The 14,926-nt window shown below is 65.2% G+C and carries 7 protein-coding genes and 2 pseudogenes; 5 read left to right on the forward strand and 4 right to left on the reverse strand.

The window, feature by feature from the left end:
• Positions 1–12: 12 nt before the first annotated feature.
• The 3 genes from ACSQ2G_RS13925 to ACSQ2G_RS13935 all read right to left on the reverse strand — a co-directional run bounded on the left by ACSQ2G_RS13925 (position 13) and on the right by ACSQ2G_RS13935 (position 6,752).
• Positions 13–1,662 (reverse strand): alpha-L-fucosidase, encoded by a 1,650-nt coding sequence (locus ACSQ2G_RS13925; protein WP_436031757.1) that lies wholly within the window; start codon positions 1,660–1,662, stop codon positions 13–15.
• Positions 1,662–3,818 (reverse strand): glycoside hydrolase family 2 protein, encoded by a 2,157-nt coding sequence (locus tag ACSQ2G_RS13930; protein WP_436031759.1) that lies wholly within the window; start codon positions 3,816–3,818, stop codon positions 1,662–1,664. Before ACSQ2G_RS13930 ends, ACSQ2G_RS13925 begins: the two co-directional genes overlap by 1 nt.
• A 189-nt stretch (positions 3,819–4,007) precedes the next feature.
• Positions 4,008–6,752 carry a TonB-dependent receptor gene (locus tag ACSQ2G_RS13935; protein WP_436031761.1) on the reverse strand — a complete coding sequence of 915 codons (2,745 nt, stop codon included), beginning with the start codon at positions 6,750–6,752 and terminating at the stop codon, positions 4,008–4,010.
• 554 nt (positions 6,753–7,306) lie between these two features.
• Here ACSQ2G_RS13935 and ACSQ2G_RS13940 point away from each other — a divergent pair.
• Positions 7,307–8,047 carry a GntR family transcriptional regulator gene (locus ACSQ2G_RS13940; RefSeq protein ID WP_436031763.1) on the forward strand — a complete coding sequence of 247 codons (741 nt, stop codon included), beginning with the start codon at positions 7,307–7,309 and terminating at the stop codon, positions 8,045–8,047.
• Positions 8,048–8,143: 96 nt separating this feature from the next.
• Positions 8,144–8,335: a hypothetical protein gene (locus tag ACSQ2G_RS13945; RefSeq protein ID WP_436031765.1), complete on the forward strand. Its 192-nt coding sequence runs from the start codon at positions 8,144–8,146 to the stop codon at positions 8,333–8,335.
• 118 nt (positions 8,336–8,453) lie between these two features.
• Here ACSQ2G_RS13945 and ACSQ2G_RS13950 read toward each other — a convergent pair.
• Positions 8,454–11,337, reverse strand: a pseudogene (locus ACSQ2G_RS13950) (TonB-dependent receptor).
• Positions 11,338–11,376: 39 nt separating this feature from the next.
• Here ACSQ2G_RS13950 and ACSQ2G_RS13955 point away from each other — a divergent pair.
• The 3 genes and pseudogenes from ACSQ2G_RS13955 to ACSQ2G_RS13965 form a co-directional block, all read left to right on the forward strand.
• A pseudogene (locus ACSQ2G_RS13955) lies at positions 11,377–12,459 on the forward strand (phosphatidylinositol-specific phospholipase C1-like protein); the annotation flags it as partial.
• A gap of 183 nt (positions 12,460–12,642) precedes the next feature.
• On the forward strand, positions 12,643–13,122 hold the full coding sequence (locus ACSQ2G_RS13960) for a phosphatase PAP2 family protein (RefSeq protein WP_436031978.1): 480 nt from the start codon (positions 12,643–12,645) through the stop codon (positions 13,120–13,122).
• A 1,103-nt stretch (positions 13,123–14,225) separates the two neighbouring features.
• A complete protein-coding gene (locus ACSQ2G_RS13965) occupies positions 14,226–14,783 on the forward strand; it encodes a hypothetical protein (protein ID WP_436031767.1) in 558 nt (185 codons plus the stop codon).
• The last annotated feature ends 143 nt before the right edge of the window (positions 14,784–14,926 follow it).

The following is a 14,926-nucleotide window of genomic DNA, read 5'->3' on the forward strand; positions in this document are numbered from 1 at the left end:
CGGCTCTTTCACTCAGGCGAGTTCGATACGGTAGACGTAGGCGGCGTGGCCGGCGGGCTGTCCGCCGACCGCCAGCCGCAGGCCCTCTGCCGTCTGGCTGAAGGCGACGGGTCGGCCGGTGCTGAGCGCGGTGACGGAGCGGACCTGGTCCGCCGGCTTGATCGAGGCGATCAGGGCCTGATCGCCTTCCGGCGCGTTCAACTGCAGAGCGTAGAGCCGCCCATCCCGGGTGGTGAACCGGAAGTCCTTGGCCGTGTAGGGCTTGGTCTTGGTTTCCTGGAACGAGCCGTCGGCGATCTCGGTCGGCCCCTCGCCGAACACCCGCCAGGGCCGCGAGCCGTAGATCGCCTCGCCGTTCAGGTCCAGCCACTGGCCCATGGCCAGCAGGGTGTCGCGGGCCGCCGGCGGGATGCTGCCATCGGCGTGCGGGCCGACATTGAGCAGCAGGTTGCCGTTCTTGGAGACCACATCGACGAGCAGGTGGATCAACTGGCCGGCGCTCTTGTAGGTGTCGTTCTCGATGAAGCCCCAGGCCTTGTCGCTGATCGAGGTGCAGGTCTGCCATGCGGTCGGCTGGATGCCCGGCGCCTGGCCGCGCTCGATGTCCAGCACCCCGGCCCCGACCGGCATCGAGCCCAGCTTGTAGTTGACCACGCCCTGGCGGCCCCGGGCGGCCTTGGCGTTGTAGTACTGGGCCAGCATCGCCGGCAGGGCGGCGCGGAACTCGGCCTTGCCGATCCACCAGTCGAAATAGATCAGCTCGGGATCGTAGAGCTCGACCAGCTCGGCGGTGCGCGCCAGCCAGTCGTCGACCCAGGCCTGGGAGACGGCGGTGAAGTCGCCATAGAGGTCGGCGTCGTCCTTGCCCGACAGGCGCAGTTGGGCCGGGCCGTAGAGCTCCAGATAGCGCGGATCATTGACGTCGGAGGGGATCTTGCGGCCCTCGTCGAAGAACCAGTCGTGCTCGGCGCGGTGGCTGGAGAGGCCGAAGTGCAGGCCCTCGGCCCGGGCGGCCTTGGCGAAGGCGCCGATCAGGTCACGCTTGGGGCCGGTCTTGACCGCGGTCCAGTCCGACAGGCGGCTGTCGTACATCGCATAGCCGTCGTGATGCTCGGCCACCGGCACGACATAGCGCGCGCCGGCCTGCTTGAAGAGCTTGGCCCAGCCGGCCGGATCGTGGGCCTTGGCGGTGAACTGCGGGATGAAGTCCTTGTAGCCGAAACGGTCCTGCGGACCGTAGGTCGCGATGTGGTGCTCGTACTCCTTCGAGCCCTTCTGGTACATCAGCCGCGAGTACCATTCGCCGCCGAAAGCCGGCACCGAATAGACGCCCCAGTGGATGAAGATCCCGAACTTGGCGTCCTGGTACCAGAGCGGCGGCTCATAGGTCTTCAGCGACGGCCAATCGGCGCGGAACGGGCCGCTGGCGGCCACGGCGCGGGCCCGCTTGAGCACCGCGGCGCGCGGCGCGTCGAACTTGGCCGCCGCCCGGCGCCAGGCCTGGTCGATCTTTTCCGGACTGAGGGTTTGGGCGGTCGGCGCGGTCGGGGAGACGCCCGGCTCGGCCGCCGAGCCCGGCGTGGCGACCGCCGCCGTCGCGCCCGCCGCGGCCACGGCCAGGAAGGCGCGGCGATCGAGGCTGTTCAGATCGGTCTTGGACATCAACGCACCGCCGGGTTGCTGGTAAGCTGCGCGGGATCGGGCGGGAACGGCGCCGAGCCCAGCTTGAAAGGTCGATACTCCGCCGTCTCGCCCCCGGCGCGCACGCCGGTCGGCGTTAGGACGTCGAGGCTGAGACGGACGATCCCGTCGACCGGCTTGTCCCATGCGCCGGTGACGATCGCGGGGGCCGAGAGGTCGAGGTCCGTGGGCGGGCTCTCGGCGACCACCGCGCCGTTCTGGTCCAGCGCCTTCCAGCGGACGCGCTGGCCAATGAACGGATAGGACGGCAGGGTTCCCGCCCCGCGCGGCGCGACCTTGGCGGTGAAGCCCTTGAGACCGCCCTCGCCCACCGTCCAGGACACCGACACCTCGAGCGCGCGGTTTCGCTGCTCCCAGGCCGCGTAGGACGGCTTGCGCTGGCGGTACTCGTCCACCACGCCGTGATCCACATAGCCGTCGACGGACCCGGCATAGAGGTTCCGGTTGGAATGGTAGTCCTGGTAGGTCCAGAAGATCGCGCCGCCCACGAACGGGCGCTTCTCGAACGCCGCCATCTGGCCCAGCAGGTTCTCGACCCGAGCCGCGTCGGCGGCCTTGGAATCGGCCGAGAACGGGCCCGGCCAGCCGAATTCCGAGATCACCAGCATCTTGTCGGGATAGGCCTTGTCGAAGAAGTCCAGCCACGCTTCCACCGAGCCGGCCCCGCCGCTCCAGGTGCCGAAATAGGCGTTGGCCATCACAAAGTCGGCTTCGCGCAGGGCCTGGGCCGGTTTCCATGGCGCTATCGAGACGTCGGAATCGGCGAAGGTCACGAAGCGGCCGGGATCCAGCGCGTTGATGTGCGCCTTCATGGCGCGGAAGAACGCCAGGCCGCCGGGCTTGGAGGCGTCGCTCTCGTTCATCACGCTCCAGGCCAGCACGCTGGGATGGTTGCCGGCCTCGGCGATCATCTCGTCCATCTGGCGCTTGGCCAGGGGCAGCAGGCGCGGATCGGCCAGCTGGGCCTCGGTCATCTGCCAGATCGGGATTTCCGGGACCAGCAGGACGCCCTGGCGGTCGGCCTCGTCCAGCACGGCCTGCGGCTGGGGATAGTGCACCGGCCGGGTCAGGGTGACGTGCAGGGCCGCCAGATCGTTCCAATCCTGGCGGATCGTGCCCGCGCTCTCGGCTTGGCCTTCCCACGGGGAGTCCTGGTGGCGGGTCATGCCGGTCAAGCGCACGGCCTGGCCGTTCACATAGAGTCGGCGGTCCCTGATCTCGATCCTGCGGAAGCCAACCGTATCGGCGCGCTCGTCGAGCAGCCGCCCGTCCTCGTCGCGCAGCTGCGTCGACAGGCGATAGAGCTTGGCGGCGCCGACGTTCCACAACTGGGGCCGCTCGACCCGCAGGCTGAGCGAGGGCTCGGCTGCGCCGCCCGCCGCGACGCGCATGGACTGTTCGGCGCGGGCCACGACGCGGCCCTCGGGGTCTTCGATGGCGGCCGTCAGGCGATAGGCGCGGGACGTCGCATCGACATTCTCGACCCGCACGCGGGCGGTGGCGGTCGCGTGGTCGGCGGATAGGGTCTGGGTGATCGTCTGCTGGCGGATCAAGCCCTTGTCGGCGACGCTCAGCCAGACGTCGCGCAGGATGCCGCCATTTCGCCACCAGTCGTACCAGACATTGCCCGAGGCTTGCAGCCGCATGGCGTAGCCGGGGATGGTGGCGAAACTCGGCCGGTTGTCGATGGCGACGGCGATGCGGTTCTCGCCGGGCCGCACCAGCTTGCTGACGTCCAGGTGATAGGCCGTGAAGCCGCCCTCGTGGCCGCCGGCCTCGACGCCGTTCACGAAGACCCGGCTCTTGTAGAAGGTCCCGTCGAAATTCAGCTCGACATGCCGGCCCACCAGGCCCTCAGGCAGGACGACGGTCTTGAAGTACCAGCCGACGCCGTCGAAGGCCTGGTCTTGGCCCAGGTTCCAGGTGTGGGGCACGGCGACCGTCCGGGCGCCCTCTGGCGGGCCCATGCGCCAGCCAGCAGACAGTCCGTCGCCGTTCGGGTCGGTTCGGAAGCGCCATGCGCCGTTGAGATCAAGGCGCGTGGCGGCGTTGGCGGCGTGGCCGCCCAGGGTCAGGACAAGGATCAGGAGGCGTAGGAAATTGCCAAACGTCCTCATCCCCGCTCCCACCGCTTCGGCCTTGCTGGCCGATCGTCAAAAAGGACCAAGCCTACGCCTTGGTCCGCCCTTGCCAGGCATAGTCTTCGCCCGGCGTCAGTGATGTCGAAACTTCTGTTTTCCCCAGAAAAAGAGGGCTGCCGCCGTCTTGCAGTCACGACGGCAGCCCAGTCGGGGAGAAAAGTAGAGCTACATCTTGTAGCTGAAGTTCAGGGAGACCACGCGGCCGTTCTTGTAGAGCGCGGTGGGCGCGCTCTTGACCGAGCTGTATTGGAAGTAGGTCTCATCCAGCAGGTTCGAGGCGTTCAAGGTCAGCGTCATGCGATCGGTGAACTTGTAGGCGCCCTGGAAGTCCAGCTGCGTATAGGCGTCGCTGTAGTCCGCCGACTGCAGACGACCGAACCGGTTGAAGTACTTGGAACGGTAGTTGTAGCTGAGACGGGCCTGCCAGGGGCCATGCTCGTAGTACGGCACGAGATTGACCGTGTCGCGCGACAGGAAGGGGATGCCGAGGCCGTTGTCCGTCTCGGACGAGGTGAAGGTGTAGTTCGACTGAATGCCGAAGCCGTAGCCCAGATCAGCCTGGTAGGAGAGCGAGAAGCCCGTGACCTTGGCCTTGCCGCCGTTGACCGGCGTCGAGACGTCGTAGGTCCGGACCTTGCCGGTCGAGTCAGCCAGGTCCTGCTTGGACGACTCGTTGCCGACATAGTTGGTGATGTCGCGATAGAAGACCTCGCCCGACAGCAGGCCGCCCGGTGCGAAGTACCATTCGGCCGACAGACCGAAATTGGTCGCTTCGTAGGGCTTCAGGTCGGGGTTGCCGCCGCCGGCCGTCAGGCGGATGTCGTCACGGCTGAAGGCGCCGGCAAGATCCGAATAGCGGGCCCGGGCGATGACCTTGGCCGCGGCGGCGCGCAACACCACCGTCTCGCCGGCGTCATAGGCGAAGTTGAAGGCGGGCAGGAACTTTGTGTTGCTGTTCTTGACCGTCGTCAGGTTGGTGGTCGTCGTGGACGGATCGCCCGGATTGGGGCCCGGCTTGGTTTCCGAGAGGTAGAAGGTGGAGGTGTCCTCGGTCTTGACGAGACGGCCGCCGATGTTGCCGCGGTACTTCTCGCCCTTGAAGTCGCCCTGGACGTAGGCGGCGGTATTCTTCTCGTTGACCTGGAAGAACGACCCGGTGTCCAGGCCCCAGTTGACGTTGATCGTCTGCCCCGGCACGGAGGCCAGGGTCTTGATCACCGTTTCCTTGGACAGGGTGGCGAACGGCACGCCGTTGCCGGTGGTGTTCAGGCCGTCGAACAGGCCGTCCGGTGTCGAGAACGAGCCCAGGTCGGCCAGGGTGAACGCGCGGTTGGTGAAGGTCGCGCCACCCATCGTGGTCTGGCTGTTGTCGTGGTCGCTGTACTTGGCGCCGAACAGCAGCTTGGTGAACGGGCCAAGATCCAGGTCGCGCGTGAAGTCGACCTGGCCGTATTTTTCCTTGTCGATGGTCTTTTCGGCGTAGGTGATCCCGCCGATCTGGGCGCCAGTAAACGGCTGTCCGCCGTTGGCGGCGAGCACGCGCGGGTCATTCTGCACGCTGTTCTCGGCCGGCGCGGTGCCCACCCACTGGGTCGCGTCCGTGCCCGGATTGGCCCAGTTCAGGACGGTGTTCTTGCCGTCGAAGCCGTACGAGAAACCTTGCAGGGTGCGGAAGCTCAGCAGGTATTCCGGGTTCTTGCCGCCGCTGGCCTTGGTATAGCCCGTGTTGGCCGACACCGTCCACAGGTCGCCGGTCCACTTGCCGTCCAGGTTGATGCTGTCGTTCTTGACCTGGGTCTTGCGATAGTTGGTGTCGAGTTCGCCGTTCCAGTTTTTGCCGGTTGCCGCGCCGTAGCTGGCCGCCGTGACCAGTCCGTCGGCCAAGGTCGCGTTCTGGAGAAGATTGCCGCGGACGTTATAGCTGTATTCCGACTGGCTGAGATTGTTGTACTGGCCGCGGATCGAAAGACCCGTCAGGGTCAGTTGAACGCTGTCGACCGGCTTCCATTGGATCGCGCCGGACAGGCCGACGCGCTTGCGGACCTGCTGGAAATATTCATGGGCCAGGAACGCCGGATAGCGGGCCGCGTTGAGCGCCGCCATGCTGGCCGTGGTGGGGGCCGCGCCGTTGATCGTGGCGTTGGCCGACTTCATGCCGATGATATTGCCGTTGTCGTCCTTATTGAGGAAATCGCCGCCCGAGCTGTAGCCGTAGACGGCTACGCCCGCCCGGCTGAGGTTTTCCCGGTCATAGGTCACGGCGCCGAGGATGCCCAGGGTGCCGGCCTCGTTCCGCCAGCTGTAGAGGCCCGACAGCTTGCCGTTCCCCTTCTCGGAGCGGTCGTTGTACGAGTAGCCGCCCGACAGGCTCAGGGTGTTGGGGTCCAGGTCCAGCGGCTTGCGCGTACGGATGATGACGGTGGCGCCCAGGCTGCCTTCGTCGAGCCGGGCTTCCGGCGTCTTGTAGAGTTCCGCGCGGCCGATGATGTCCGGCGACAGCAGCGAATAGTTGAAGGTCCGGCTCGAACGGTCCGAGGGGTTGCCGCCCCAGTCGGCCGAGGCGATGGCGTGGCCATCGACATAGATGCGGTTCAGCGACGGCTCGGTGCCGGCGATGGAGACCTGCTCGCCCTGACCGAACTGGTGGTCGACGGTGACGCCGGGCAGACGCGAAAGCGATTCGGCGACGTTGGTGTCAGGGAACTTGCCGACCGCCTCGGCCGTGATCACTTCGACGATGGCGTTGGTTTCACGTTTGAGCTGGATCGACTTCTTCAGGCTCTCGCGAATGCCGGTGACGACCACTTCGTCAACCGTCGTCGCCCCGCCCGTCGTCTGCGCCGAGGCCGCGCCGGCCACGAACACCCCCGCCAAAGCGGTCGTCAGCAGAATATGTGATCTGAGGCTCATTTTGAGTCCCCTCCCCTTGGGCGCCGCAGCTCCCACTCTCACCAGACCGTCGCCACGACAGCCGCCCAAGCGCCCCAGGGTCTCTAGATACCAATCCAAGACCATTGGGATACCTGATGCGAGCCTGAGCCTACGTTTGGGCTCGCACATTCGTCAATTAGTAAATTAAATTTCATATATAATTCTGAAAGGCGCACCGAATTGCCACAGCCCGCCGCGCTTGCGTAGCGCAGATCAAATTCCATATTTTCGTAAATATCTGGAATTGTTCAGTTATATTTGACACGCCCAGCAGGTCGGGGGAACGAGCTGGCGCTGCGATCTGCCCTTGACCAGAGCGCCCGAGCAGCCGGCGTAGTAATTAAAGCAAATTGATGATAGTTATTATTTGGGCTGAAAATGGTCTCATGGGTGGTATGCATCGCTGGTTCTCGCGCCAGGACGCCCTGCATGATCCCTCCCCGCCCGCCTCTTATTGGTAGGGAGCAGGTCGCTCCATTCCGATCCCGCGACAGCTCGAGACCTCGCTCCGAATGAAAGACCTAGGGAATTCCATGTCCTTCTCCGACATCGTGGGTCGACTTGAAGCCGACGACACGACGCCGCTTTACCTCCAGCTCCAGCGTGTGGTGCGGAGCGCGATCAAGCGCCGCGTCCTGACGCCGGACGTGGCGATTCCCCCCGAGCGCGACCTAGCCGAGGAATACGCCGTCTCGCGCATCACCGTGCGCAAGGCGCTGGGCGGCCTCGTCGAGGAAGGTCTTCTCAGCCGCCGCCGAGGCGCCGGCACCTTCGTCACCGGCCGCGTCGAGAAGAGCTTCTCCAAGCTGTCTTCGTTCTCGGAGGACATGCTGTCTCGGGGGCGTCGCCCGCACAGCGCCTGGATCAACCGCTCGCTCGGGGCGGTGACGCCTGAGGAATCCCTGTCCCTGGTGTTGTCGCCCGGGACGCCGGTTTACCGTTTTCACCGCATACGCTATGCCGACGACGCCCCCATGGCGTTGGAGTATTCGACCATCCCGGCCTACTGCCTGCCGTCCCTCGATGTGGTGGAGGATTCGTTGTACGACGCCCTGCACAAGGCCGGCTATCGGCCCGTGCGGGCCTTGCAGCGCCTCCGCGCCGTCACCTTTTCCCCGGAGCAGGCCGAGACCCTCGGCGTCCGTCCGGGCGACGCCGGATTGCTGATCGAACGGCGCGGCTTTCTGCCCGACGGCCGCGCGGCGGAATTCACCCAGTCCTACTATCGTGGCGACGCCTATGACGTCGTCGCGGAGCTCAACAGCAATCTCTAAGCCCCGGAAAGCGCTTTCCGAGACCCGATCCCGACGAGCCGTCCTGGCGCCATCCATGCACCGCGCCGACCTAATGTATCGAGTTGGGAAGCGACGATGAGCAAAAGCAAGTCCATTGCGGGAACCGCGGCGGCGTCATTGGCGCTGCTGGCCTTTGGTCAGGCGGCTTTCGTGCGCGAGATTCCCAGTTCCCAGGCCCAGGACACCTCGCGGGCGTGGTTTTCGATCGGCGTCCTGCTGGCCTGCGTCGTGTTGTTCCTGATCGCCAGGCGGCGTTCCAGCTACTGAGCAGCACGGCCGTTTTCGGCCAGGGCCATACCGGAACCGCCCTCGCGAATGATCAGGCGGCCCGAAGGCCGCCCGGAACGCTGTCCGAGCGGCCTCGCCAAGCCTCTCGTTGGGAAGCCTAGAACTGCATGTTCGCGCCGATGAACACCGTCCGTCCGCTGGTGGTGTCGTTCCACAGCCGGCGCGCGCCGGTCGCGCCGAACCCATTGTTATAGCTGTTGTATTGGGACTCCCGTTCGTTCGACAGGTTCACGGCGTCGAGCGACAGGCGGATCCTCGGCGTCAGCTGATAGAAGGCCGCCGCGTCGATATAGGTCGTGGCTTTGAAACCGCCGCTGTCGATGGTGTAGTCCGAGCGATAGTTCGAGGAGATCCGCGCGCCCCACCTGGCCGTCTCGTAATAGAGCGTGACGTTGTGGTTCAGGTCCGACATCCCGTAGATCGCGCCCTTCTGGTTCTTGCCGTTGACCAGGTTGGTCGTCTCGGAGTCGATGAAGGTGACATTGGCCACCACGCCCATGTTCTTGAACGGACCCGGCAGGAAGAAGAAGTCGCTCTGGGCGCTGAGCTCCAGGCCGGTCAGGGTGGCTTCGTTGAGGTTCACCGACCGGGTGTAGGACGCCACGTTCGTCGAACCTGTGACGCCCGGATACAGCCCTTCGGCCAGGCCCGTGCTGGCATAGGTGACGTTGTTGACGGTCTGGCTGCTGACCAGGCCGTCGATCTTCTTGTGGAAGACGCCAGCGGTCAGCATGCCGATGCTGCCGAAGTACCATTCGGCCGACAGGTCGAACTCGTCCGACGTGTAGGGGTTTAGGTTGGGATTGCCGGTCGACACCGTCACGTTGCTCCCATCGACGCTGATCGTGCCGTTCATCGCATAGGCGGCCAGCGACGGGCGGTTGATGTTCTGGGCGGCGGCGGCGCGGATCTGGAACTGGTCCGACACTTCCAGCACGGCGTTGAAGGCCGGCAGCACGCCGGAATACTTCTTCTTGGCCTCGGTCGGGGTGTTGACGCCCTTGACCGCCATGACACCCAACGAGGTCAGTTCGGTGTCGTAGCCGCGCAGGCCGGCGTTGCCGCGCAGCGGCTTGCCGAACAGGGTGGCCTTCCAGTCCAGTTGGACGTAGCCGGCCTGGGTGTCTTCCTTGACCTCGTAGATGCTCTTGGGCGCGCCGAGCACGCGGGTGACGTTGTAGGCGGCCAGGGCCTTGTCGAAGTCGACGTTCACCCACGACTGGTCGTGGTGCTTGTCGAAGATCGTGTAGTAGCTGGTCACCCGGTCATCCAGGGTTCCCTTTTCCCAGGCCGTCTTGTTCACGTCGTCATTGGTCTGGCTGAAGCCCGAATTCGTGAAACCGCGATACGAGACGCCGCCCTTCAAGGTCAGGGCGTCATTGAAGGCCCAGGCCCCGTTCAGCTCGCCGTTCTTCAGCTCGGTGCTCTGGTAGGTGGCCGAGAAGTCGATCTCGTGGGCCCGGTAGTTATTGGGATCGGTGGTGTTCCACTTGTAGGTGTTGTGGCCGGTGTCGCCACGATAGTCGGTGATCAGGCCGCCGAACGCCTCGGTGTAGAACTTGTCGGAGATCGGGATGTCGTAGTCCGAAGTCTCCCGGCCGATGTGACCGTCGAGGGTCAGCTTGTCGGTGATCTTCCACTCGCCGGTCAGCACCAGCTGGTCGAAGGTGTTCTTGGTCTGCTGGCGACGGGTCTCGGTGGCGAAGACGGTGTTGTCGACGTCGGCGTAGATCACCGAATTGTACCGGTCGTACTGGATCGAATTCAGCACCGGCGGCGGGCTGACCAGGGTCCCCGAGTGCGGCGTGGCCGCACCCAGGATGGTCGAGTTCAGGGTGGCGCGGGTGGCCAGGCTGTTCTCGCTGCGGTCGTTGGTGAACTTGCCGTGCAGGGCGTCCAGGGTCAGGGTGACGTTCTCGACCGGCCGCCATTGCAGAGCGCCCGTCACGCCCAGGCGCTCCTGGTCCGAACCCCATGCCGTCAGGCGGTTGCCGCGCTGGAAGATCAGCTCGCCGTTCGTCGCCTTGGCCTGGTCGCCGGCGCTGAGATTGACGACGTTGGCGGCGAGGGCCTTGGTCGTCGGGGCGGCGTAGGTGTTGTAGCCCTGCTCCTGCGTCTGGCGCTTGGAATAGGCCACCGAGACCAGGACGCCGAACCTGTCGTCCCAGTTCTTGCTGAACATCGCCGCGCCGCGCGGCTGGAAGTCCTTGGTGGCGCTGTTGGTGCCGCCCTGCAGCGACAGGGCGCCCTTGGTCCCGGAATAGTCGAACGGCTTGGCGGTGTAGAGGCCGACCGTACCGGCCATGCCGCCCTCGTCCTGTTCGGCCGAGAACGACTTGCGCACGTCCACCTTCGAGAACAGTTCCGAGGCGAAGATGTTGAAGTCGAACGCCCGGTCGCGCGAGGTCTGGCCCCGGCTGTCCATCGGCGAGTCGACGTTGCCCAGCACTTCCATGCCGTTCAACTGCACACGGGTGAAGTCGGGACCCAGGCCGCGCAGCGAGACGCGACGGCCCTCGCCGCCTTCGCGGTTGATGGCCACGCCCGGCAGGCGCTGCAGCGACTCCGCCAGGTTGAGATCGGGGAACTTGGCCATGTCCTCGGCGACGATCACGTCGGCGACGATGGCGCTGTCCTTCTTGGCCAGGCGCGCCGCGCCGAGCGACTTGCGGAAGCCCTGGACGACGACCTCGTCGACGGCGTTGTCGGCCGAGGAAGCCGCCGGCGCGACGTCGGCCGCCTGGACCGATCCGGCGAACAGGACCGTGGCGAGGACCCCGACCGCGGCGCCCATCACAAGCGTCTTCTTGATAGGTGACATTGGAAAACCCCCTGTACTGGCGCCGGAGGGAGAAGGCCCAGGCTGGACGTCCGGCGAGAGGCCGGGCGTTAGGGGTGTTCCGTGACTCTGGGTTCTCGTTTCGAATAAGGGTTTGTGACGACGGCGGGCGGGCGCCCGAGCACCGACGCGAAACCGTCATCGAGCGTGGCTAGTCGGACCGCGATCTTCGGAGGGCCCCATGCTGAGTCTCGTCGCCGCGCTTCTGATGGGCGCCAGTCCCGCCGCCGCCGAGCTGCGCATGAACGACCTGACCGCGGTCGGCACGCACAACAGCTACAAGCTGGCCGTTCCGCCCGAGGAGATGGCGGCCATGGTCGCCGCGCGCGGACAGGCCGCCTTGGGTATCGACTACGCCCACCGGCCGCTGGCCGAACAGCTGGACGCCGGCGCCAGGCAACTGGAGATCGACGTGGTCGCCGACCCGGGCGGCGGACTCTACGCCAAGCCCCTGACGGCCCTGGGGCGCGGGACGGTGCTGGCGCCCAGCGCCGCCGAGGCCCTGGCCCGGCCGGGCTTCAAGGTCCTGCACATGCCGGACGTCGACTTCCGCAGCTCCTGCGTGACCTTCGTCGCGTGCCTGACGCAGGTGAAGGCCTGGTCCAAGGCCCATCCCGGCCACGTGCCGATCCTGATCCTGCTCAACGCCAAGGACGGCCAGGCCAGCCTGCCCGGCGGCGTCACCCCCCTGCCCTTCGACGAAAAGACGTTCGACGCGCTCGACGCCGAGATCCGCTCGGTCTTCGGCGACGACCAGCTGATCACGCCCGACCAGGTGCGCGGCCGGCGCGCCACCCTGCGCGAGGCGATCCTGGCCGACGGCTGGCCCAGCCTGTCCGCCGCGCGCGGCAAGGTGTTCTTCGCCCTGGACGAAAGCCCGACCAAGGTGGCGCTCTATCGCGGCGCGCGACGCTCGCTGGAAGGCCGAGCGATGTTCGTCAACACCGACGAGGCCTCGCCGGCGGCGGCCTATCTGACGCTCAACGACCCGATCGCCGAGAAGGACCGCATCGCCGCCGCCGTGAAGGCCGGTTTCATCGTCCGCACGCGCGCCGACGCCGACACCTGGGCCGCGCGCACCAATGACGTGAGACAGCGCAGCGCCGCCCTGACCAGCGGCGCGCAATATGTCTCGACCGACTACGTCTGGCCCGACCCGCGCCTGCCCGGCGGCTACACGGTGCGGCTGGCCGGGGGCGACGTCGCCGTCTGCAACCCCATGCGGGCCGCCGATCGTTGCGACGGCCTGGCGTTGGAGGCACAGCCCGGCGTCCCGGCGCGCGGCTACCTCTCGCCCCAGGACCGACCCGACCTGGCGACGATTCTGGCGCCGCCCCCCGCAGCCGGTTCGCCCCTCGCCGTCGCCGACGCCGCGATCTTCGACCAGACCCGCGCCCTGAAGGACACGCCTCGCTGGACCCTGGCGACCGCCGACGTCGACGGCGCCATGTACGATCACTTCGCCCAGGCCCTGGGCGTGCGGCTGACGCCTCAGAGCGCGCCGGTCCTGACCGCCCTCCTGGAAAGGGCCGGCGAGGATCGCTCGGTGGTCGGCCTGGCCAAGACCTATTGGGGAACCAGGCGGCCCTATATCGGCAAGGACGCCGCCCCGATCTGCGAGGCCAGAAGCGATCACCTGGCCAGCAATCCGGACTACCCTTCCGGGCATGCCGCCCACGGCGAGCAGGTCGCGATGATCCTGGCCGAACTGGCGCCTTCGCGCGCCGCCGCCCTGTACGCGCGCGGCCGGGAGTATGCCGAAAGCCGCTATGTCTGCGGCTCGCACACCTTCAGCGCGGCGGAAGCGGGCCTCCAGGCCGGCGCGGTGATCTATGCGGCGGAACACGCCTCGCCGATCTTCCGGAAAGACATGGAGATGGCCCGCGCGGAACTCGACGCGGCGCTCGGATCTGCGCCTCGAAGATAGGCTTCCTGGAATCCGCGACCCGCGAAGGCCGACGCCGGCCCGTATCCGCTCCACACCACCGTAGCGATCGAGCCTCGGCTCGCGGGGCGATCTGGGCCAGATGCGGGTCGCTCACACTCTCCCCGCTAGCCTCTCGCCAGTACTCGCCTTTGCGGCGGCGGCCATTAAGCAAACCGCCGTTTTAAACATCGCCCAACCTCAAATTCTCAAGAGGACGACTTTATCGATAATAATCTTGCCATTTCGGCATCAATTTTTGATAAAATCCGTCTATATCGCGCAAATAAATCACATATACTTACAATGTAACATTAATTTACTTTCCAATTCTGATTATATACATCAATCCCCGGGTCATTTGCGCCGATCGCTTACGCCGAAAGAGGATGAAAGCTTCCATTCTTGACGGATATGTAAAAACAACCGCCGACTGGTCGCATGATTTAACCATGATCACGTTATAGCGGAATTATTTTCCGAGAATTTTTCAGAAATCTTCGCCCGCTCGCGTATAGCACAAGCCCCATCACGGTGAACTTTGGAAAGTCCACATCTATACAAAATATCCCAAGAATGAGCGACAAACACCAACGACACTGGACATGAATTCACCCGATATAGTCATAAAGGTATCGCTAAGTATACGATTTATACTACATATCTGGAGCACGAATTTGCACAAAACATTCGATTGGCGCCAATCGGCCCAGATGGATCACCTCGTCGAAAATGCACATTTCAGTTGCGCGAGATATACTCTTATATATACCTATATAATGCGGAATATTTAAAAAATGACGCGATAAATTGGCTATTTCTCTGAGGACACACTGTGTGTTGGCAGTAGTTCACTCGGCACCATCAAATGTCTACTTTCATATAGTACAGTTTTACTGAAATTTCGGACCTATTAGCAGATGATATCGATAAACCCCCGCCTGTGAACATTCTCAGATTAACTTTTTGTTAAGAGTTTTGGCCGCTCGCTTGCCCAAATCTGCCACTTAAGCGCGAAACTGACGTCATTTCGGAGCAAGAAAGCCTCCGGCATCGCGACGGTCAGCGCCAGACGGGAGTTCAGGGCAAAGATGATTCGAGTATTGGTGGGTAGCGATGCCCGACGTCGCGCCTTCTCGGCCCTTCTCGGGCTCGCGCTCATCGGCAATATGTGCGCCGTCGCGCCGGTCGCCGCCGCGGCGGCGAAAGTCGCGCCGGCCAGCGTCGATGTCTTCCGCGACCAGGCCAACAAGGTCGGCGCGCGCAACTGCGCGGATCTCTACGAGGCGCTCGGCCAGGGCCTGACCCGGGGCGCGGCCTATTCGGTCAAGACCGAGGCGGACAAGACCGCCCCCGACGCCCACCTCGTCCAGGGCGTCCTGGGCATGACCTACGACCAGCCCGACCTCAAGGGACCGGCGGGCGGGGTGGTGCTCGCCGCGCCCGGCCAAGGCGGATGCGAAGGCTACATGGTGCGCGTGGCGCCCTTCCAGAAGCCCTGCGCAGAGGTCGTCAGCCTGCTGCCGGCCGGGAGCACCGCGGGCGAGGCCCTCTCGGGCGTCTGGCGGTACCAGCTGGCCGGAAACCAGGGCCAGGCGCTGATGATCCCCAGCGGCGCCGCCTGCGTGGTGGTGACCCTGTCCGGAATGACCCAGCGCCGATGAAGCCGCGCTCGCCAGCCAGGCGAAGCGAGTTTGCAAGATCGACCGTGCGGAGAGGCGGCCCGTCCGCACGGGAGAAGTGAACCGGGCCCAGATCGCGGCTCTCGCCGACGCCCAGAAGGGCTGGCGGGCCGACATTGAGGGGT

The sequence above is a fragment of the Caulobacter sp. LjRoot300 genome (assembly GCF_964253875.1).
GTDB lineage: Bacteria > Pseudomonadota > Alphaproteobacteria > Caulobacterales > Caulobacteraceae > Caulobacter.